The following is a 20,656-nucleotide window of genomic DNA, read 5'->3' as shown; positions in this document are numbered from 1 at the left end:
CCCACCGCGATCCGGGACAGCGATGCGATGACACCGTTCCGCCAACCCTTGGGCCAACGCCCTGAACTGCTCAGGATGGCGCAGGTGGAAAAGACATTCCACGGCGGCGTCATAGCCTTGCGCAACATGAACCTGACCGTCAACGAAGGCGATTTCATCTCGTTGCTGGGGCCATCGGGCTGCGGCAAGTCGACGGCGCTGAAACTGGTGACGGGGCTGATGCAGCCGACATCGGGCCGGATCGACTGGGCCGGAGAAGATGGCGCCGGGGAAAAGGGGGCAGGGGATCTGGGCGTGGTGTTCCAGGAACCGACGCTGATGCCCTGGGCGCGGGTCATGGACAATGTCTATTTGCCGTTCCGTATCCGGGGCGTGCCCTTTGCCGAGGTCCGCGACGAGGTGCTGGAGGTGCTGCGCCTCGTCGGGCTGGAGAAATTCCAGCGCGCCTTTCCGCGCGAACTCTCCGGCGGCATGAAGATGCGCGTGTCCATCGCGCGGGCCCTGGTCACGAAACCCCGGCTGATCCTCATGGACGAACCCTTTGCCGCGCTGGACGAAATCACGCGGTTCAAGTTGAACAACGACCTGTTGGCCTTGCGCGAAAAGATCGGTTGCACGGTGATCTTCGTCACCCATTCGGTCTTTGAAAGCGTCTTCCTGTCCGACCGCGTGGTGGTCATGGCGGCACGGCCCGGGCGCGTGATCGAGGAACTGACCGTGGACGCGCCCTATCCGCGTAGCGAGGCGTTCCGCACCTCGGCGGAATATGCCCGCTATTGCCGCCTGGCGTCCAACGCGCTGCACCGCGCCACGGGAGAGGCAGCATGAGCGTGACGGACAGCAGGACGCCCCCCCTCGATCACGAGGAAGCCGCCCGCGCGCGCCGCGAACAGGTGCTGCGGATCGCCAAATGGACGCTGCCGTCGCTTGTTATGGTGCTGACGCTGCTGGGCTGGCATCTCTATGTCACGCTTTGGGAAGTGCCGCATTACATCCTGCCGGGGCCTTTGCTGGTGCTGGACAAGCTGATCGAGGACTGGGACCTCTTGTGGGCCGCCACGCTGACCACCGGGCGGCTGACGCTGCTGGCGCTGGTCTTCGCGATCCTGGGCGGTGCTCTGCTGGCGGTGGCCTTTACCCAGTCGAAATGGATCGAGATGTCCTTTTTTCCCTACGCTGTGATCCTGCAGGTGACGCCGGTGGTGGCGATAGCACCGCTGTTGCAGATCTACCTGGACAGTCCCTTTGTCGCGGCGCTGCTCTGTGCCTGGATCGTGGCCTTTTTCCCGATCCTGTCGAACACGACGGTCGGGTTGAAAAGCACCGACCGCAACCTCGAGGACCTGTACACCATCTACGGAGCCAGCCGCTGGCAGCGGCTGCGCTATCTCGCGGCGCCATCGGCCTTGCCCTATTTCCTGTCGGGCCTCAAGATCGCGGGCGGGCTGGCGCTGATCGGGGCCGTGGTGGCGGAATTCGTGATCGGCCGGGCCGGGACCGGGCTGGGCCTTGCCTCGACGCTTCTCGAGGCGTCCTACCGGTTCAACTTCGGCAGGCTCTACGCGGCGCTGATCCTGATTTCCCTGATGGGGGTGACGATCTTTGCGGTCATGAGCCTGATCAGTCACCTCGCGCTGTTCCGCTGGCACGAAAGCGCGTTGAAAAAGGACGGTTGATGGATTTCACCTCTCTGCCGCACGGGGCCTTCACCCTGGCCAATGTCACCGTGCCCGCCTGCCTTGTCGGGCAGGAGGGCGACCTGGTGCGGATCGACATGGGGATCGAGGCAGGCCACATCGCTTCGCCGGGAGGCGTGGCCGTGGACATGCGCGGGGCGATGGTCCTGCCGTGTTTCACCGACATGCACACGCATCTGGACAAGGGGCACATCTGGCCCCGCGCGTCCAATCCCGACGGCACCTTCATGGGTGCGCTGACCACCGTGCGCGCCGATCACGTCAACTGGAGTGAGGACGACCTGAAGGCGCGCATGGGGTTCTCTTTGCAGTGTGCCTGGGCGCATGGCACCAAGCAGATCCGCACGCATCTGGATTCGGCGGACGGGCAATACCTGCGCAGCTGGCCGGTGTTTTCCGACCTGCGCGAGACATGGACCGGTCGGATCGAGTTGCAGGCCGCCAGCCTGGTGTCCTGCGAGGCCTACGGCACCGAGGAATACCCGAAGATCGCGCGCACCGTGGCAGAACATGGCGGCGTGCTGGGCATGGTCACCTACCCGGTGCCGGACATCAAGGAACGCCTGCTGGGTCATTTCGCAACCGCGGACGCGCACGGGCTGGACGTGGATTTCCACACCGACGAGACGATGGATGCCAGTTCCGAAACCCTGCGCATGATCGCCGAGACGGTGCTGGAAACCGGCTACAAGGGCCGCGTCGTGGTGGGGCATTGCTGTTCGTTGTCCACCCAGGACGAGGCGCGGGCGCTGGACACGCTGGATCTGTGCGCCAGGGCCGGTCTGCACGTGGTCAGCCTGCCGATGTGCAACCTCTACCTGCAGGACCGGGGCACCGGAACGCCGCGCCGCCGGGGCGTGACGCTGGTCCACGAAATGCGGGCGCGGGGCATTCCGGTCAGCTTTGCCTCCGACAACACGCGCGACCCGTTCTATGCCTATGGCGACATGGACATGGTCGAGGTCCTGCGCGAGGCCACCCGCATCGCCCACCTGGACCACTGCGAAACCGACTGGATCAAGAGCTTTACCCTGGCGCCCGAGGCGACCTGCGGGTTTGGCGTCAGCTCGCTGGAACAGAGGGCGCCAGCCGACCTCGTGATCTTTCGCGCCCGCGACTGGACCGAGTTCTTTGCCCGCCCGCAGAGCGACCGCATCGTGATGCGCGGGGGCGAGGCCATCGACCGCAAGCTGCCCGACTATTCCGACCTCGACAACCTCTGGAAGACCTCATGACCGCAGACATCACCGCCGCCAAGACCGCCCTGGCGCATCTGGACCTCGTCGATGCCGAAACCCCGGTGCGCGCCGCCTCGCGCGATTTCTTCTGGTACTCGCCGGTGCTGAAGGCGCGGCTGGATCATGTCACGGCGGATTTCGTTGTCCGCCCCCGGACCGAGGCCGAGGTGATCGAGGTCCTGAAAACCTGCTATCAGCACGACGTGCCGGTGACGACGCGGGGCGCGGGCACGGGCAACTATGGCCAAGCCATGCCCTTCGAGGGCGGCTGCGTCCTGCACCTGAACCGGATGACCGAGGTCCGGGAGATCGCGCCGGGCCGCGTGGTGGTGGAGCCGGGCTGCCTGCTCAAGGACCTGGATGCGGCCTGCCGCGAAACCGGGCAGGAAATCCGCATGTTCTCCTCCACCTGGGCGACGGCGACAATCGGCGGCTTTATCGCGGGCGGCTCGGGCGGGGTGGGATCGGTCACATGGGGCTCATTACGCGACCTGGGCAATATAATCCGCCTGCGCGTGGTGACGATGGAGGCCGAGCCGAGGGTGCTGGAATTCACCGGCGAGGAACTGGCGCGCGTCAGCCACGCCTATGGCACCAATGGCATCATCACGGAAATCGAGATGCCGCTGGCGTCGGCCTATGACTGGGTCGACATCTTTGTCGCCTCCGAGGACTTCGGCGCGGCGATGGCTCTTGCCGACGATCTGGCGAACGAGGACGGCCTCCTGATCAAGCTGGCCAGCGTCTACGAGGCGCCCACGGCCCATGCCTATTTCCAGCGCGTCCGCCCGCATGTGAGCGAAGATGATCACCTGGTCGGGCTGATGGTCGCGCCGCACAGCATGGACGGGTTCCTGACCTTTCTCGCCCGGCGGCCCGGGGTGCGGATGATCTATCGCTCTGACGATCACAACTGGCCGCGCGGGCCGGGGCCGGTCTTTGAATACGGCTGGAACCACACGACGCTGCGCGCGCTGAAGGTGGACCCCTCGATCACCTATCTGCAGGTGCGCTATGGATTTCCCGACCACCGCGCGCTGGTCGAGGAGATCCGCGACACCTTTCCGGGCGAATGCATCCAGCATCTCGAGGCGATCCGGGCACATGGCAAGGTCGGCTTTGCCGGGCTGACGCTGGTCAAGTTTTCGACCGAGGAGCGGCTGGACGAAATCATTCGCATCCACGAGGAAAAGGGCGCGATGGTCTTCAACCCGCATCGTTACACGCTGGAAGAAGGCGGGCGGCAGACGGTGGACGACGTGCAGCTGGCCTTCAAGCGCGAGGCGGATCCCAAGGGCCTTCTGAACCCCGGCAAGATGATCGCCTGGGACGATCCGGACTGGGCCTACGAGCGCATGTATGCCTATCCAAGGATGCAGGCGGCGGAATGAGACGGCACGGGAAAGGAGAGGGGCGCTGCCCCTCTGGCGCCTGCGGCGCCATTCACCCCGGGGTTATTTTGGCCAAGAAGAAGCAGGGGGCGCGGTGAGATGCGGGCGCTTGTGTTTTTTGCCCATCCCTGTCCGGAAAGCCTGTCCGCGGCGCTACATGCGCGCGTCGTCGAGACGCTGACGGCCCGCGGCTGGGAGGTGGACGATTGCGACCTGAACGCCGAAGGCTTCGACCCGGTGTTGAGCGAGACCGAGCGGCGCGGCTATCACGAGGTGCCGGCGAACCTGGGGCCGGTGGCGGCGCATGTCGAGCGGTTGCGCGCGGCCCAGGCGCTGGTGCTGGTCTTTCCGGTCTGGAACTTCGGCTTTCCGGCCATTCTCAAGGGATATCTCGACCGGGTGTTCCTGCCCGGCGTCTCGTTCCGGCTGGAGGACGGGCGGGTGAAGCCGAACCTGACCCATATCAGGCGGCTGGCGGCGGTCACGACCTATGGCGGCACCCGCTGGCGGGCCTTCATGGCGGGCGACCCGCCGCGCAAGATCGTGCAACGCGCGGTCTGGCATGTCACGCGGCCTGAAAAGACGCGCTATCTTGCTCTTTATGGCATGAACCGGGCCACGGAGACACAGCACGCGGGGTTCCTGGATCGCGTGGAACGCGAGATGGAAAGGTTCTGACGTGCGGGCCTTGCTGGTTTACTGTCATCCCTCGCCCGAGAGCTTTACCGCGGCGGTGCGGGACACGGTGCTGTCGCGGTTGGAGGCGCGAGGCGCCGAGGTGCGGGTGCAAGATCTTTATGCGCGGGGCTTCGACCCGGTGCTGGGCCCCGATGAATGGGCCGGCTACCTGGACGAACCGGGCAACCGGGCACCCGTGGCGGAAGAGGCGGCGGACCTGCGATGGTGCGACACGCTGATCTTTGTCTACCCGACCTGGTGGTACGGTCTGCCGGCCTTGCTGAAAGGCTGGCTGGACCGGGTGATGCTGCCCGGCGTGGCCTTCGAGATGCCGAAAGCGCCGGGTGAGACCATCGCGCCCGGGCTGACGCAGGTCACGCGGCTGGGGGTCTTTACCACCTGCGGGGCAAGCTGGTGGCTGACGCGCTGGATCGGTGCGCCAGGTCGGCGGACGCTTTTGCGCGGTGTGCGCCTGCTCTGTGCGCCGCGTTGCCGTACCGCCTTTGCCGCGCATTACCTGATGGACAGTTCCACGCAGGCCAGCCGCGCCCGACACCTGGCCCGGCTGGACCGGGTGCTGGACAGGTTCCTTGCATCACGACGGAGGCAGGCATGATCCCGGTTCTGGACTGGTCGCGGTACGAGGACGACCCCGAGGGGGTCAGCGCCCGTCTTGGCGCGGCCTGCCGCGATAGCGGGTTCTTTTGCCTGACCGGGCACGGGGTGCCGGAAGATACGATTGCGGGGGTCTTCGACCAGGCCGCGCGGTTCTTTGCGCTGCCGGAGGCGGAAAAGGCGGCGCTGGACATCGCGCTTACGCCGCACAACCGGGGCTGGGCCAGGATGGGCAGTGAGCGCCTCGACGAGACCTCGGGGCAGGTGGACCGCAAGGAGGCCTTCAACATCGGGCTGGACCTGGCCGGGAACGATCCCCGCGTGCTGCGTGGAGATCCCTTTCGGGGTGTGAACGTCTGGCCCGATCTGCCCGGGTTTCGTGAGACCCTGCTCAACTACTATGACCATGCCTGGCAGCTGGGCGTGGCGCTACACGGGGCTATCGCGCGGGATTTCGGGCTGGCCCCCGGCTATTTCGCGCCGCATTTCACCGCGCCGATGGCGACGCTGCGGCTGTTGTCCTATCCGCCCGGCAGCGGTGCGGAGGGAGAGATCGGCGCAGGGGCGCACAGCGACTACGGGTCGATCACCCTGCTCTTGACCGATGGCGAGCCGGGCCTGCAGGTGCAGGCCCTGTCCGGGGATTGGATCGACGTGCCGCATGTGCCGGGCGCCTTTGTCGTCAATATCGGCGATTGCCTGATGCGTTGGTCCAACGATCTGTACCGATCCACGCCGCATCGCGTGCTGCCCCCGGCGCGGGCGCGCAAGTCGGTGGCCTTTTTCCTGGACCCGAACCCGGACAGCGTGATCGCCGCCCTGCCGGGCACGGGATCGTCACGCTACGCGCCGATCACCGGGGCCGCGTACCTCCGGTCGCGGCTGGACGCCACTTACAAGGGAGATTGAGGCTTGAGACGACTGGACTGGACCGAACGGCGCGCACCGGACTTCGAGGCCGTGGACCCGATGAAGACCATCGCCGTGCTGCCCACGGCGGCGGTGGAACAACATGGGCCGCATCTGCCCGTGGGGACCGACACGATGATCGCGGACTACATGCTGTCGCTGCTGCGCGAGACATGTCCCGAGGACCTGGACCTGGCGATCCTGCCGGTCATGGCGGTGGGCAAGTCGAACGAGCATCTCTGGGCGCGGGGCACCTTGACGCTGAGCGCGGCAACGGCCCTGGCCGCCTGGACGGAGATCGGTTTGTCCGTGGCGCGCGCGGGCGTGCGCAAGATCGTCATCGCCAATTCGCATGGTGGCAACCTGGACCTGATCTCTATCCTGTCGCGCGAGCTGCGCGTGCAGGCCGGGATGCTGGCGGTCAAATGCCAATGGGGGAATTTCGGCCACCCCGAGGGGATGTATTCCGATCATGAACGGCGCTTCGGCATTCATGGCGGCGATGTCGAGACCTCGATCATGTTGGCCTGCCAGCCGCAGTGCGTGGACATGAGCCGGGCCGAGAACTTCCGGTCGGCCGCAGAGGGCGCCGCGATCCCGCCCACGGGACCGATCAGCCGGGGATGGATCGCCTCGGATCTCAACCCGGCGGGGACCGTGGGCGACGCCTCTGTCGCGACGGCGGAAAAAGGCGCGGCAACCGCACGGCACCAGGTGTCGGGGTTCATCGAGATGCTGCGAGAGGTGGAGGCAATGGCGCTACCCTCAACGCCTGCGAGCCTCTGATTTATTTTAAATCAAAAGATTGGGAGGAAAACTTCACCTGCTATCAAAGCCGGTAGAACCGCTTGGCCGTACCGCTGAACACCTGCGCGCGGTCCGCCTGTGACAAACCGGTGGTCAGCCGCAGTGCCTGCGCGTGCCAGTCGGCATAGTCGCAGCGCAGGCGGGCCACCGGCCAGTCCGATCCCCACATGACGCGCTGCGGCCCAAAGACCGACAGGATGTGATCGACGTAGGGCGCGAGCAGATCATCCGACGGCAGTTCATCGGCCTCGGTCACGAGGCCCGACAGCTTGCAGAAGGCGCCGGTTTCTTGGGCCAGGCGGGTCATGCCCTCCGCCCAGGCGTGGAAACTGTCGTCGGAAGGGTTGCGCAGTTGCGGTTTCAGGCAATGATCCAGCACCACCCGCATGTCGGGATAGCGGTTCAGCAGCTCCAGAAAGGGCGCCTGGTGCCGGGGAAAGCCAAGCGCGTCGAACGTCAGGTCCATCTCGATCAGGGCGTCATAGGCCCATTGCACCTCTGGCTTCAGCATCCAGATGTCGTCGGGAAGGTCCTGGATCATCGGGCGCACACCGGCGAATTTTGGATGCTTGGCAAGACGTTGCAGGGTGTTCCTCTGATCGGGATCCTCGAAGTCGATCCAGCCGACGACCTTTGCCACATGCGGCGTGCAATCGGCGATGCCCAGAAGGTACTCGGTTTCGGCCACCGTGGGCGCCGCCTGGACCAGGACCGTGCGCGTGACACCCGTCGCCCGCAGACCCGGGGCAAGGTCCGCCGGGTGATAGGGGACGCTCAGCACCGGGTCATCAGCGGGCATCCAGCCATAGTCGCCGCGCGCGGGATGCCAGAAATGATGATGGGAATCGATATGGTCCATGTCCGCCTCCGTCAGAGAACAAGCCGGTGGTCGGTGCGCGGCACCCGGCGCAGCGTGTCCGGGCCCGGGTGGACCGGGCGCGGGGGCAGGGCGACCGGCTGTGAATGGCCCGTCCTCATGGCCTCTTCGATGGCGCGCATGATCGCCACATCGGCCAACCCTTCGGCGCCGTCATCCTCGGGCCGCTGCCCCCTCCGGATGCAGTCCGAGAAATAGGCGGTCTGCGCTCCGAAATGATCGCAGTCGGGCGCTACGATGCGGTCTTGCGGCACCCCGGCGGCGCGCTGGGTTAGCGCAAGGTCGGTTTCGAACCGGAACGCCGGAGAGACATCCAACGTGCCTTTCGTACCCAGAACCGTATAGCTGTCCTGCTCATCCGTGCCGAAACTGGCGATGAACTGCGCCAGCCGTCCGCGCGGGAAACGCAGGGTGACGGCCACGCTTTCCTCGACCTCGGAAAACCGCGGGTCGCCTTCGCCATGCGAGCCCATAGCGGCAACCTCCGTCGGTTCATCGCCAAAGACATGGCGGGCGGCGTTCAGACAATAGACGCCGATGTCCTGCAAGGGGCCGCCCCAGTGTTCCGCCCGCAAGCGGTGGTTGTCCGGTGCCGACTGGAACCCGAAGACAGAGGTAAAGACGCGCGGATCGCCGATCTCTCCGTGCCGGATGCGCTCCAGCACCTCGACGGTGCCGGGTTCGTGGTGCAGGCGGTAGGCGGTCATCAGGTAGGCACCCGAGGCCTCTGACGCGGCGATCATCGCCTGGCATTCGGCCACCGTGGGGGCCAGCGGCTTTTCCACCAGCGCATGTTTCCCGGCCTTCAGCGCGCGGATGGTGTAATCCGCATGCAGCGAGTTCGGCAGGGCGATATAGACCGCGTCAATGCGATCCGAGGCCAGCAATGCATCGAATGCGTCATAGGGCAGCACCTCGGGGATACCGTGGAAATCGGCCAGTTTCCGCGCCGCATCCACACTGCCGCTGACGATGGCCGCGACTTCGGAATTATCGGTCTGGGCCACTGCCGGAAGAAAGGCGATCTGAGAGATCCAGCCTGCGCCGACGACCGCGTAACGTACCCGTTCCAATAACTTTCTCCCATGTATACGGGGGGCACCCCGTGAAAACGGCGGCGCAGGGCTGCGCCGCCGTCCTGTCACATCAACCGGCGATCACTTTACGCAGGTGTCGATGTTTTCGTTGTTGCAGACGTCCAGCCCGGTAAAGATCGGGTCGTCCACGTCCTTGCCCTCGGCGATGTCCTTGAGGATGTACATCGCCTTGTAGCCCATCTCGTAGGGGCGCTGACCGACCAGGCCATTGCCCAGCCCGTCCTTGGTCTGCGCGATCTGCATCGGCAGCGTGTCGGCCACGACGATGGTCAGATCGCCGCTGTCCATCTCTGCCTTGTAGGGCTCGGCGGCGTTGCGATAGGCGTTGTCGAACCACTGGGTAAAGGCACCGGTCGACAGGAAGGCCGTCAGGTCCGGGTTGGCCGCCAGGATGTCGGTCAGCCCCTGCACGGCGACGTTACCGTCGTCGTTGGTGATCAGCGGGCAGCCCGCGATCTCTGTCCAGCCGTTGTCACCGTCCAGCGGGCGGCCCGGAGGATCGCCCAGCTCGGCCCCGGCCAGGGTTTCCCGTGCGCCCAGCAGGCGCTCGTTGTGGTTGGCCGCCGCGGCGCCGCCGGTCTGCAGGCAGATGGTGCCGCCGTCGGGGTGACGCGCCATGACCAGTTCCGCCAGGTGCACGCCGATGTTGTAGTTGTTGGTGCCGACGTAGGTGGTGCGCAGGGCCTGGTCCTCGGGCAGCAGGTCCGAGTCCCAGGTCATCACGGGGATGCCTGCATCCGCCGCGGCGCGCAGGACCTTGGCCATCGCGGGCGCGTTGGAGGGCGCCACGGCGATCCCGTCGACACCCTTAGTGATGAGGTCCTGCACGATCTGGATCTGCTCCAGCTCTGTGTGTTCGCCGGGGCCGATGTATTCGCAGGTCACGTCGTCCAGCTCTTCCTGCGCGGCGTAACAGCCGTCGCGGGCAAGGTCGAAGAACGGGTTGTTCATCGCCTTGGGTACGAGGGCAAAGGTGTAGCCCCCGTGGCTTTCTGCGAAGGCCGGTGCGGCAAGGGCCCCGATCAGCGCGGTCGCGGTCAGCAGTTTCTTCATGTCTTTCTCCTCCCTGAGTTTCATGAAGTGAGGGGCTTATTTGCCCCCTCGATTGCGGAGCTGTTCCAGCAGGACTGCAAGAATGAGGAACAGGCCGACAAAGAATTGCTGCCAGAGCGCCGGGATCCCGGCGAGCAGCAGCGAATTGCGGATCAGTTCGACCAGCGCGGCCCCGATGGGCGCGCCAAGGGCGTAGACGATGCCCCCCATCAGGTTGGCGCCGCCGATCACGCTGGCCGCGATGACGTTGAGCTCATAGGTGGCGCCCATGCCGTTGGTGGCCGATCCGGTGTAGCCGATGAACATGAAGGCTGCGATGCCGGTACAGATCGAACAGACCATGTAGACCGAGACGATCACGCGTTCGACCGGGATGCCCGAAAGCTTCGCCGCATGGGCGTTGCCGCCGATGGCGATGACCCAGCGGCCCCATTCCGAGTAGCGCCAGACCCAGAGGAAAAACAGCGTCATCACGGTCAGCACCCAGACGACATTGGGCACGCCCAGCATGCTGCCGCCGCCGATCCACTCAAAGAGCTCCTGGTCGGGGCCGAATTCGTAGACCATCTTGTTGTTCGAGATCACCATGGCGATGGACCGGGCCATGGCCAGCATCCCCAGCGTCACCACGAAGGGCGCAAGCCGGACATAGGCGATCAGCACGCCATTGATGAGCCCCACGAGCGCGGCGGTGCTGATGCAGGCGATAAAGCCGATCTCGACGCTCCACCCGGCCTGCAGCACCAGCGCCAGGTTGATCCCGCAAAGCCCCAGGAGCGAGCCGACCGAAAGGTCGATGCCCGCGGTGCAGATCACCGCCGACATGCCCAGCGCCATGATGCCGAAGAAGGCCATGTTGCGGGTGATGTTGAAGAGGTTGCGTTCGGTCAGGAAGGCGTCGGAGACGAATGTCATCACCACGCCGATGGTGAGGATCGCCACGAAGACCCAGAAGGGCTGAGTGCGGATGATGGCGCCGATGCCCGAGACCTCGCGCCGCGAGGTGATGCTGTCGTCGATGGCCGCGTGATCCACCGGCGTCTGCGCGGTCTTGTCATGGGCGTCTTGCGGTGTGTTCGTGCTGTCGGTCATGCTGCCTCGATGGCTCCGATGATGAGGCCTGTGACTTCCTCGGGGCTGGTGTCGTCGATGCGCTTGTCCGCCACCTTGGTCCCCCGGCGCAGGACGGCGACCCGGTCGCAGACCTCGAAGACGTCGGGCATCCGGTGGCTGACCAGGATCACCGCGTGGCCGGTGGATTTCAGACGTTTGATGAGGTTGAGAACCTCGGCGACCTGGCGGACGGAAATGGCGGCGGTGGGTTCGTCCATCAAGACCAGTTTCGGATCGCTGAGGCGGGTGCGCGCGATGGCCACCGCCTGGCGCTGGCCGCCGGACATCTGTTTCACCAGATCGCGGGGGCGGGTTTCCGATTTCAGCTCGGAAAACAGTTCGCCAGCCTTCTGGTACATGGCGTTGTAGTTGAGACTGCGGAAAGGCCAGATGCCCGACTTGATCTCACGCCCCAGAAAGACATTGGCCGCCGCCGTCAGGTTGTCGCAAAGCGCGAGGTCCTGGTAGACGATCTCGATCCCGTTGTCGCGCGCATCGAGGGGGCGGGTGAAATGCACCGGGCTGCCGTCGATGCGGATCTCGCCGGTGGTCGGAGGGAAGTTCCCCGCGATGATCTTCATCAGCGTGGATTTCCCGGCCCCGTTGTCGCCCATCAGGCCGATCGCCTCGCCGGGGGCAATGCTCAGATCGACCCCGTTCAGCGCGTGGATCGCGCCGAAACTCTTGGTGACCTGTCTGAGCTCCATCAGGCTCATGCGCAGCTTCCTCCCTTGTCCGCACGACCTTTGGTCCGCCATCAAGGATGGCCGGCAAATCCCTGTCAGGGCTGGATAAACCGCCCCGTCAGGTGGCGCCCGGATGGGCGCGCCGATGTCTGTGCGTCTGTGCCGCCTTTGCGGCGGCATCCTCCCATTTGTGTACGTGAGTATGCCCAGTTACCGCTAAAGCTAAAACCCTCTAGACAGGCAAAAAATGATGTGAAAACCATCAGTAATGCGATGATCCAGCCCCTTGGATGCCGTCGGGAGGAGACCGGAAGATCACCGGACAGGACGCCAAAAGCGGATGGAAGGGACCGACGATCCAGCAGGTCGCCGAAGTCTCCGGCGTGGGCGTCGCCACCGTGGACCGGGTGCTGAACAACCGACCCGGCGTGCGGGAAAAGACGCGCCAGCGCGTGCGGGCGGCCTTTGACAAGCTGCGGCTGGAACGGCTGAACGCGCCTTCGCTGCGTATCGCCCTGCATTGCGAGTCCGGCGAAAGCTTCAACGCGGCGGTGGAATCGGCTGTCCAGAAACTGCACCGCAAGGAGCCGGGGATCACCTTGAGCAGCACCTATTCGGTGACCAATGACCTTGACGCCAATCTCTTTGCGGCCGACCTGCTGGACCAGGGCAAGGGAGCGGACGGCAGCATCGTGGTTGCCCGCGAACACCCGGCGATCAACAGCGCCATCCGCCAGTTGCGCCGCTTGGGCAAGCCGGTGGTTTGTCTGACCACGGACCTGCCCAGTTCCCGCCGCAGCGCCTATGTCGGCAATGACCAGTCAGAGGCGGGGGCCGTCGCCGCGCAAGTCATCGGTCGCGCGCTGCCGCGCGTGCCCGGACAGATCCTGCTGATCATGAGCGTCGCCTACCGGTGCCAGAAAGAGCGCGAGATGGGTTTTCGCCGGGTCCTGCGCGCGGGCTTTCCCCACCTGAGGATCGAGGAACGCCTGTTCACGGACGAACGCCCCGAGACCATGCGCAGCCAGCTGGTCAGCCACTTTGAAAGCAACGGCGTGCCGCCGGCGATCTACAACGTGGCCGGGGCCAACCGCGGCGTGGCGCAGGCGCTGGACGTGACCGGCGAGGCGCCCGCGACGCTTTTTGTCGGGCACGAGCTGACTCCGGTCACGCAGCGGCTCTTGCAGGCGGGGACGATGGATTTCGTGGTCTCCCACGACTTCGAGGCGGAACTGACCCAGGCGGTGCGCTGGATCACCGATTCCCGCAATGGCGTCGAGAGCGAGCCCGCGCCGTCGCAGATCATGCTGCACACCCGGTTCAACTGCTCTGTGTGACGTTTCGCATCTCTCCGAATACAATCAAAGGTTGATCAACCTCGCATCATTTCAATCCATGTCCGCCAGTGTTGCGCAAAAACATGCATGGATTGTCATTATTTGATTCATATCAATGCTACGTTCGAAATATCCCGAAAATATCCCGAAACTATTATATGTAACCCGTGGCATATGTTCCGGTAGTTCCCGCCCCGAAACCGTATCAAGAGATAATGATCATGGCCGATACCCCGACCATCACGAACCCGACCTACACCACCACGCACGTCTTCAGCACCGATGACGTCACCGGCACGTTCGACGGTCTGACGCAGGGTGATGTCCTGCCCGGCGAAGCGCCGGTCGTTGATTTCACCGCCACGCCGATGGTGACCAAGGAAGGGGTCATGCTGTATCCCGTGGACAGCGAATTCGGCTTCTACGTCACCGATTTCGTCGGTGCCGAGGAAAAGATCCGTGACTACGATTATGCCGAAGGCTGGGTCGGCGACCTGACCGGCCCGGCGGGTGAACAGCTGGGCATCGTCGTCTCGGATGCTCCGACCGACAGTTTCCGCACACCCGCCGTACTGGGCACCTGGCTGTCCGGCCTTGGTTTCAACACCGTGAAGGCCTCGACCGAGCACTACTCGGTCATGCAGAACATCCTGTCCGATCAGAAATACCCGGACGATCCGGACGCGGTCTATCAACTGGACGACAATCTGATCCTGCTCAGCCAGAATCCCGACTGGGACGGGCAGTACGTGTCCGACCTTCTGGCGGATCCGGTGACCTACGGTGTGACCGACCGCAACGATGACGGCGTGCTGGACATCCGCGACCTGCTCAACCCCAATGAATCCACCATCGAATACGACATTGCCTACAGCAGCGACTACTCGGTGACGCTCAAGGACGACGGCAAGCTGCTGTATCGCTGGGGGAACACGGTCAAGCGCCCGAACGACATCCGCCTTGAGGCGACGATGGACCTGCCGGACGAGTGGAGCGACACCGATCCGGACAACGGTCTCATTCCGCTCTACAAGGTGACGGCCGCGGAACTGGTGACCAACCACACGATCACCAACAACCCCAACGACCAGATCCGGCCCGAGGACTTCGAGAACGAAGCGGCGATCGGCAAGCTGCCGACCTATACCATCATCACGGACTACAACCTTGACGGCAACGGTCCGCGCGAGGTCTGGGTGACGACCGACGACTATTATTCCGGCGACGGCACGCTGTACCCGGCAGGAACCATCCTCAAGGACGAATGGCTGGCCCAGCAGGCTGCGGTTTCTTCGCTTGCGGCGGGCGGTCTGGCCTCCGAGGACCTGTTGGAAGGCTATACCAACGCCTGGTACACGACGATGGACCGCGAACCCTTCGAGGCGGACTTCGACGCGAACGGCGACTACATCTCTGGCCCGCGCTGGCGCCTGCAGACCGACAAGTACGGCCAGGACCTGCCCGGCGTCGTGATCCCGATCGACCCCAGCGACCCGCTGCCCATCACCAGCGATGAGGTGAAATACGAGGTTGGCGCCGATGACACGACCGTCATCAACCTGCTCGATTGGGGCCTGCCCGTTTCGCCGCTGTCGATCAGCGCTGGCTGGCAGAACAACTCTGGCCTGGCCACCGCGAACGGTCTGAACATGACCGACGGGTTCGACGTGGCTTTCTACATCAAGGGCGACATCAAGCCGGCCACCCTCTATGACACCACGCTGCTGATGGAATACGAGGAAATCCCGATCCACGACGAGGCCGTCGCAATCAACGGCACCGCCGAGGCGGATCACCTCGTGGGGCAGGGGGGCAACACCTTCACCGGCGGCGACGGCGAAGACCTCTTTGTCCTGTCCTATGGCAAGGACGGCGACACCGTCTTCGCCACCAGCACGATCAATGACTTCATCGACGGCGAGGACGTGATCGGCCTGATCGACCTGGGTGTGAACGACGTCAACTTCGACTCCAAGATCACCCAGACGGTCGTGGGCGGAAACCTCGAGATCTCGATCGACGGCAACCGCATCGCCGTGCTGGCGGGCGTCACCGAGGAACTGACGATCGAGGACTTCCTGCTGATCAACCGCGCGCCGGACGTGCCGGTGGACGGCACCAGCGGCGACGACCTGCTGGTCGGAACGCCGGGTGACAATGTCATCGACGGCATGGAAGGCAACGACACCATCCTGGGCCAGGGCGGAGAGGATGTCCTGCTGGGCGGTGCCGGCGATGACGAACTTCTGGCAGAGCCGGTCGATCCCGTCTTTGACGCCGCGGCCAACCAGGTGTTCCGCATGTACCAGACCGCCTTCGACCGCCTGCCGGATCGTCCGGGCCACTTTGGCTGGACCTCTGCCGTGGTCGCGGGAACGCTTGACCTCACGGACATGGCGCAGGCCTTCCTCAACTCGGCAGAGGGCGTTTCGACCTACGGTGCCCTGACCAACACCGAGTTCGTGACAGCGATGTACGAAAACGCGCTGGATCGTGCACCCGATGGCGGGCTTGCGGGCTGGGTCGCGCTGCTGGATGGCGGCACCTGGACCCGCGCGGATGTCATGGCCTTCTTCGCCGACAGCCCCGAGGCGATTGCCAAGACCAGCCCCGTGGCGCTGGAATACTCGCAGGCGGGTTATCAGCAGGACTACACCGACGAGGCCTATCGCCTCTATGTCGGGGTCACCGGCGAGGAACCCTCTGTTTCGGTCATCGAATCTCTGACGATGGACCTGGCCGAAGGCGCCACAATGCTGGACGTGGCGACCGAGCTCTTTGCATCGGACGCGGCGACGGCGCTTTACGGCGGCACCACGAACGTCGAGTTCGTCGAGCTGGTCTACCAGACCCTGCTGGAGCGGGGTGCCGATCCGGTGGCACTCAGCCTCTGGCCGGCGCAGCTGGACGCGGGCACCATGACTCGTCCGCAGGTGATCTCGATCCTTGCCAAGGGCGCGGGCGCGGTCAACGCACAGGCGGACGACCTCCTGGACCACATGCGCGCGCTTGGCCAGGACGACCTGCTGGTCGGCGGTGCGGACGACGACCTGCTGTTCGGCGGTGTTCTCTCCGACACCTTCCAGTTCGACGCCTCCGAGCCGGGCAATGATCAGGTGGTCGGTGTCGAGGCCTGGGACATGATCGAGTTCGTAGGCTTCGGTTACGGCACCGCTGCAGAAGCCCGCGCCAACATGAGCCAGGTGGGCAATGACGTCGTGTTCACCGACCAGGGTGAAACCATCGTCTACCTGAACACCGCCCTGGGCGAGATCACCGAGGACATGATCCTGGTCTGACTCGCATGACCCTGGAAAAGCAAAGTGCCGCGCGTTTGCGCGGCACTTTTTTGTCTGCTCCGGGATCCGGTTCCGCAATGGCACGCCCAGTGGCGGCTGACCGCGCGGTTCAGGTCCTGGATCATCTCCGAGACGATGCAGGACACATTCTCCTGCGAGACGGCACATTCCGAGATCGCCTCGATCGAGCTGGACGTCCGATCCAAAGAGGATACGATTTCCTCGAAACTTTGCAGGGCGCTGCGCGTGCGTTCGGTGCCCTGGTTCACCCGCTCGCTGGACATGACGATCAACTAGCCAATCTCCCGCGCCGCCTTCGAGCTGCGCCCGGCCAGCTTGCGCACCTCGTCGGCCACCAGGGAAAATCCCACGCCGTGTTCGCCGGCCCGCGCGGCCTCGATCGCGGCGCCAAGGCATTCGAGGCTTTTGTTGGCGTTCTGCGAGGTGGCATTCGAGGGTTCGCGCGAGTCGCGGGAGGAATCCGCTATCCGGTGGATCGTCCCCGAGAGTTCCGTGACCACCTCGTTCGCGGTCATGGCATGCCCGTCGAGGTCGAACGGGATGATCGGCTGGCTGCGGTCGATGGCACGGAGAAGGTTGCCGGTGTCCAGCTCGTTGAGCTTGCGTTCGGTCACGTCCATAGCGAATTTCACCACCTTGACCGGATGCCCGGCGATATCGAGGATCGGCTTTTAGTTGGCCTGAATCCAGACCTCCTTTCCCTCCTTGGTGATGCGTTTGTATTCGCACTGGTGATAATCGCCCGCGCTGAACGCGCTCCAGAATTCGGCGTACTGGTTGGACTTGGCGTAGGCCGGTTCGCAGAAGATCCTGTGATACTTGCCGGTCACCTCCTTCTCGGAATAGCCCGTCAACTCCAGGTAGGTGGCGTTCGCATATAGGACGGTGCCAGCGGCGTCGAATTCCACCAGTCTCAGGCCGTGTTCCGCCGCCTCCGCGATGGCCCTGGCCCGCAGGGTGTTACTGCTGTCGGTGGTCGGGCGCGGCGCGGTTTCGCCGATCAGCAGAACCTCTGCCGGGTCGGTGTCCGGCAGCGGCACAAGCCGACCTGACAGGGACTGTCCGCCCGGCAGGGCCAGCGTGATCTCCCGCACGTCCGAATTGGCGCCGAGCGCCGCGATCAGCGGTCCGGTCTCGGCAAAAAGCGTATCGGAGGCTAGGGCAGGCGTGTGCGGCGCGGCAGAAACTCACGCATCTGGGGCGAGACCGCACTGATGCGACCGTCTGCAACTCTCAGGCGCAGCGCACTTCCGGATGTCACGATTCCCTGGCACAGGTCTGAAAGGGATAGTCCGTCCGTAAAATTGGTCATGCTTCGAATTCCTTCGATACCCGCGAGACGGGCCAAAGCCCTTTGTCCATTGGGCCGGAGGTTAAGGCGAAGGGTCTTTCGAATTCATGAAGCCGTACATTTCTTGGCCTGCGTGGGCATTGTGCCGGGGACCGCCCAAGCGGTCAGAAACCTGTCACACCGTGTCGAACCGTTGTCGCGCGGCGACGATTTCGGGCATGGCGGTTTCGGCCCAGTCCACCAGCGCAAGCAGGTGCGGCAGGAACCCCTCGCCAAGCGCAGAGAGACTGTAGGTCACGCTGGGCGGCTTTGTGTCGAAGACCTCGCGGCGCAAGATACCGTCACGTTCGAGATTACGCAGGGACTGGGTCAGCATCCGCTTGGATATATCGGGCAGGGCGCGCAGCAACTCGTTGAACCGCATCGGTTTTCGACCAAGCTCCAAAAGGATCAGGACGGGCCACTTGGCCGAGACATGGTCCAGCACCTGGCGCACGGGGCAATTGCCCGGTTCAAACCCCTGGTCCTTCCAGTCCTGCAATTTTCGTGCGCTCACCTGGGCCATCTCTAGGTTCCCATTTTGTGACCTTGTTCCGAAAACCTGCCTCCTTACGCGGCGGCATATGAGTCTCTAAATGAGACCTATATTCGATTCGAGACCTGAAAGGAACGACAATGACGACTTACCTGGTTACCGGCGCATCGGGGCAGCTTGGGCAACGCGTGGTAGATCACCTGCGCAGCCTTGTCCCTGCCGAAGACATCATCGCGCTGGTGCGCTCCAACTCGGCCCAAGAGGCGTTCGAGGCCAAGGGGATCGCCACCCGCACGGGCGATTACGAGGACCTGGAAAGCCTGCGCAAGGCCTTCGACGGGGTAAACCGGCTGTTGCTGATTTCCTCGTCGGAGGTCGGCAAGCGCGCGGATCAGCACCGCAACGTGCTGGAGGCGGCAAGGGATGCAGGCGTGGCGTTCGTGGCCTATACCTCTATCCTGAACGCGGATAGCGGCGGCATGGCGCTGGCGCAGGAACACAACGCCACCGAGGCCGCGCTGCGCGAGAGCGGTCTGCCGCATGCGATCCTGCGCAACGGCTGGTACTCCGAGAACATCGCCGGGACCGCGCCGCAGGCATTGGAGATGGGACAGCATTTTGGGGCGGCGGGTGACGGGCGCTTTGCAACCGCGTCGCGGCAGGACTTCGCAGAGGCCGCGGCGGTTGTACTGGCCGGTGAGGGCCATGAGGGCAAGACCTATGAACTGGCGGGCGACACGGATTTCAGCCTGTCCGACTATGCCGCGCTGTTGAGCGATATGTCCGGCAAACCGGTGACCTATGTGAACCTCGACGAGGCCAGCTATACCGGCGCGCTTGTCGGCGCGGGTCTGCCCGAGGGATTTGCCGCGATCCTGGCCGACAGCGATGCGCGCGCCGCGTCCGGGGCGCTGACCACGCAGAGCCGCGACCTGTCCCGCCTGATCGGGCGTCCGACGACACCGATGCGCGAGACTCTGAAGGCCATGCTGGGCTGACGTCCGCTTGCACCGGGATGGCAGCGGTGCGCAGCCATCCCGGGCCTCACAGATTGCCGTTGCGGCGAATGTCCTCGGCGGCAAATTCGATCAAGGCCCGGATCTTGCGCGGCAAGGCGCGGCCTTCGAGGTAGATGGCGCTGACGGGGACGGATTCGCTCGGCACGCCCTGCAGGATCGGCACGAGGCGGCCTGCCTCCAACGCATCTTCCAGCGCAAATCGCGGGCCATAACAGACGCCCAGTCCCTCGGCGGCCAGTTGCATCGCCGCGCTGGCGGAATTCACCTGGAACCGCCCCTGCACCTCGACCACTTCCTCGACCCCATCGGGGCGGAACACCCAGCGGCGCGGCGCGCGCCGATTGGTGTCAAGGATGCAAGGGTGTTGCCTGAGATCTTCCAGCGTCTCGGGCCTGCCATGCCGGGTCAGGTAGTCCGGGCTGGCGGCGGCCACCGATCGTATCTCGCCCAACTTGCGGGACTTGAGCGACAGCATGTCCGACCGCCCGATCCGAAAGGCCAGGTCGATCCCCTCGCTGGCAAGGTCGACGTAGTCGTCGCGCAGGCGCAGGTCGAAACTCAGCCCCGGGTTGCCCTCGGCAAAGCGCGACAGCAGGCCGGCGACGTAAATCTCACCAAATGTCACGGGGGCCGAAATCCGGATCAAACCGGTAAACCCGCGCGACCCTTCGGAGACTTCGGCCAGCAGGTCGTCCAGATCATCCAGCAGAGCAGGCGCGCGCGCCAACAGGTCTTCGCCCGCTGGCGTCAGCCCGACTTTGCGGGTGGTCCGCTGAAGCAGCCGGACACCCAATCGGCTTTCCAGTTCGGCGACATATTTGGAGGTCAGCCGGTTCGACACCCCGAGTTGATCGGCAGCGGCAGTGAACGAGCCGGTCTTGGCCGTGGCCACGAAAGCCCTGATTTCGTCAACAACGTCCATGCGCCACCCATTCAGAACATTTCAAGGATAGTATTTCCATAATGTCGCCATTTTGTGGGAAAGCCGCAAGG

General features: G+C 64.5%; 20 protein-coding genes and 1 pseudogene. 12 read left to right on the top strand and 9 right to left on the bottom strand.

Features of this window, described 5'->3' with window-relative positions; translation table 11 throughout:
* The first annotated feature begins 75 nt into the window (after positions 1 to 75).
* The 8 genes from BLQ71_RS02585 (at position 76) to BLQ71_RS02550 (ending at position 7,314) form a co-directional block, all read left to right on the top strand.
* On the top strand, positions 76 to 828 hold the full coding sequence (locus tag BLQ71_RS02585; protein WP_088702275.1) for an ABC transporter ATP-binding protein: 753 nt from the start codon (positions 76 to 78) through the stop codon (positions 826 to 828).
* Positions 825 to 1,676 (top strand): ABC transporter permease, encoded by an 852-nt coding sequence (locus tag BLQ71_RS02580; RefSeq protein ID WP_074620595.1) that lies wholly within the window; start codon positions 825 to 827, stop codon positions 1,674 to 1,676. The genes BLQ71_RS02585 and BLQ71_RS02580 overlap by 4 nt, the downstream gene beginning before the upstream one ends.
* Entirely contained in the window at positions 1,676 to 2,932 is a 1,257-nt protein-coding gene (locus tag BLQ71_RS02575) for a cytosine deaminase (protein WP_074620594.1), read from the top strand. The genes BLQ71_RS02580 and BLQ71_RS02575 overlap by 1 nt, the downstream gene beginning before the upstream one ends.
* Positions 2,929 to 4,326, top strand: coding sequence for an FAD-binding oxidoreductase (locus tag BLQ71_RS02570; protein ID WP_074620593.1), 1,398 nt, complete (start codon positions 2,929 to 2,931; stop codon positions 4,324 to 4,326). Before BLQ71_RS02575 ends, BLQ71_RS02570 begins: the two co-directional genes overlap by 4 nt.
* A 99-nt stretch (positions 4,327 to 4,425) precedes the next feature.
* Positions 4,426 to 5,004 carry an NAD(P)H-dependent oxidoreductase gene (locus BLQ71_RS02565; protein WP_074620592.1) on the top strand — a complete coding sequence of 193 codons (579 nt, stop codon included), beginning with the start codon at positions 4,426 to 4,428 and terminating at the stop codon, positions 5,002 to 5,004.
* Between the two features lies 1 nt (position 5,005).
* Positions 5,006 to 5,620, top strand: coding sequence for an NAD(P)H-dependent oxidoreductase (locus tag BLQ71_RS02560; protein ID WP_074620591.1), 615 nt, complete (start codon positions 5,006 to 5,008; stop codon positions 5,618 to 5,620).
* A complete protein-coding gene (locus BLQ71_RS02555) occupies positions 5,617 to 6,528 on the top strand; it encodes an isopenicillin N synthase family dioxygenase (protein ID WP_074620590.1) in 912 nt (303 codons plus the stop codon). The genes BLQ71_RS02560 and BLQ71_RS02555 overlap by 4 nt, the downstream gene beginning before the upstream one ends.
* Before the next feature lie 3 nt (positions 6,529 to 6,531).
* Positions 6,532 to 7,314 (top strand): creatininase family protein, encoded by a 783-nt coding sequence (locus BLQ71_RS02550; protein ID WP_074620589.1) that lies wholly within the window; start codon positions 6,532 to 6,534, stop codon positions 7,312 to 7,314.
* A gap of 43 nt (positions 7,315 to 7,357) precedes the next feature.
* Here BLQ71_RS02550 and BLQ71_RS02545 read toward each other — a convergent pair whose 3' ends face one another.
* The 5 genes from BLQ71_RS02545 to BLQ71_RS02525 all read right to left on the bottom strand — a co-directional run bounded on the left by BLQ71_RS02545 (position 7,358) and on the right by BLQ71_RS02525 (position 12,191).
* On the bottom strand, positions 7,358 to 8,194 hold the full coding sequence (locus tag BLQ71_RS02545) for an amidohydrolase family protein (RefSeq protein WP_074620588.1): 837 nt from the start codon (positions 8,192 to 8,194) through the stop codon (positions 7,358 to 7,360).
* 11 nt (positions 8,195 to 8,205) lie between these two features.
* The gene (locus tag BLQ71_RS02540) at positions 8,206 to 9,285 is read right to left on the bottom strand and encodes a Gfo/Idh/MocA family protein (protein ID WP_074620587.1); all 1,080 of its coding nucleotides are present in this window, start codon (positions 9,283 to 9,285) and stop codon (positions 8,206 to 8,208) included.
* 84 nt (positions 9,286 to 9,369) lie between these two features.
* On the bottom strand, positions 9,370 to 10,362 hold the full coding sequence (locus tag BLQ71_RS02535; RefSeq protein ID WP_043138820.1) for a sugar-binding protein: 993 nt from the start codon (positions 10,360 to 10,362) through the stop codon (positions 9,370 to 9,372).
* Between the two features lie 36 nt (positions 10,363 to 10,398).
* Entirely contained in the window at positions 10,399 to 11,454 is a 1,056-nt protein-coding gene (locus BLQ71_RS02530; protein WP_083342124.1) for an ABC transporter permease, read from the bottom strand.
* Complete coding sequence (locus BLQ71_RS02525) at positions 11,451 to 12,191, bottom strand: ATP-binding cassette domain-containing protein (RefSeq protein ID WP_043138822.1); 741 nt, start codon at positions 12,189 to 12,191, stop codon at positions 11,451 to 11,453. Before BLQ71_RS02525 ends, BLQ71_RS02530 begins: the two co-directional genes overlap by 4 nt.
* A gap of 260 nt (positions 12,192 to 12,451) precedes the next feature.
* Between BLQ71_RS02525 and BLQ71_RS02520 the strand changes: the two genes are divergently transcribed.
* The 3 genes from BLQ71_RS02520 to BLQ71_RS26265 all read left to right on the top strand — a co-directional run bounded on the left by BLQ71_RS02520 (position 12,452) and on the right by BLQ71_RS26265 (position 17,094).
* A complete protein-coding gene (locus BLQ71_RS02520; RefSeq protein ID WP_074620586.1) occupies positions 12,452 to 13,498 on the top strand; it encodes a LacI family DNA-binding transcriptional regulator in 1,047 nt (348 codons plus the stop codon).
* A 221-nt stretch (positions 13,499 to 13,719) separates the two neighbouring features.
* Positions 13,720 to 16,797 carry a DUF4214 domain-containing protein gene (locus BLQ71_RS02515; RefSeq protein WP_162846264.1) on the top strand — a complete coding sequence of 1,026 codons (3,078 nt, stop codon included), beginning with the start codon at positions 13,720 to 13,722 and terminating at the stop codon, positions 16,795 to 16,797.
* Between the two features lie 135 nt (positions 16,798 to 16,932).
* Entirely contained in the window at positions 16,933 to 17,094 is a 162-nt protein-coding gene (locus BLQ71_RS26265) for a hypothetical protein (RefSeq protein ID WP_157903759.1), read from the top strand.
* Between the two features lie 22 nt (positions 17,095 to 17,116).
* Here the strand turns inward: BLQ71_RS26265 and BLQ71_RS02505 are convergent.
* The 3 genes and pseudogenes from BLQ71_RS02505 to BLQ71_RS02495 form a co-directional block, all read right to left on the bottom strand.
* Positions 17,117 to 17,333, bottom strand: a pseudogene (locus tag BLQ71_RS02505) (methyl-accepting chemotaxis protein); the annotation flags it as partial.
* Between the two features lie 156 nt (positions 17,334 to 17,489).
* A complete protein-coding gene (locus BLQ71_RS02500; RefSeq protein ID WP_074620582.1) occupies positions 17,490 to 17,912 on the bottom strand; it encodes a PAS domain-containing protein in 423 nt (140 codons plus the stop codon).
* A 372-nt stretch (positions 17,913 to 18,284) separates the two neighbouring features.
* On the bottom strand, positions 18,285 to 18,674 hold the full coding sequence (locus BLQ71_RS02495; RefSeq protein WP_074620581.1) for a winged helix-turn-helix transcriptional regulator: 390 nt from the start codon (positions 18,672 to 18,674) through the stop codon (positions 18,285 to 18,287).
* 110 nt (positions 18,675 to 18,784) lie between these two features.
* Between BLQ71_RS02495 and BLQ71_RS02490 the strand changes: the two genes are divergently transcribed.
* Entirely contained in the window at positions 18,785 to 19,642 is an 858-nt protein-coding gene (locus BLQ71_RS02490) for an SDR family oxidoreductase (protein ID WP_074620580.1), read from the top strand.
* Positions 19,643 to 19,688: 46 nt separating this feature from the next.
* Here the strand turns inward: BLQ71_RS02490 and BLQ71_RS02485 are convergent, their stop codons facing one another.
* Positions 19,689 to 20,585, bottom strand: coding sequence for a LysR family transcriptional regulator (locus BLQ71_RS02485; protein WP_074620579.1), 897 nt, complete (start codon positions 20,583 to 20,585; stop codon positions 19,689 to 19,691).
* Positions 20,586 to 20,656: the final 71 nt, after the last annotated feature.

It is taken from the genome of Antarctobacter albus (assembly GCF_900101505.1).
GTDB lineage: Bacteria > Pseudomonadota > Alphaproteobacteria > Rhodobacterales > Rhodobacteraceae > Antarctobacter > Antarctobacter albus.
This window is presented reverse-complemented; position numbering and strand designations above follow the sequence as displayed.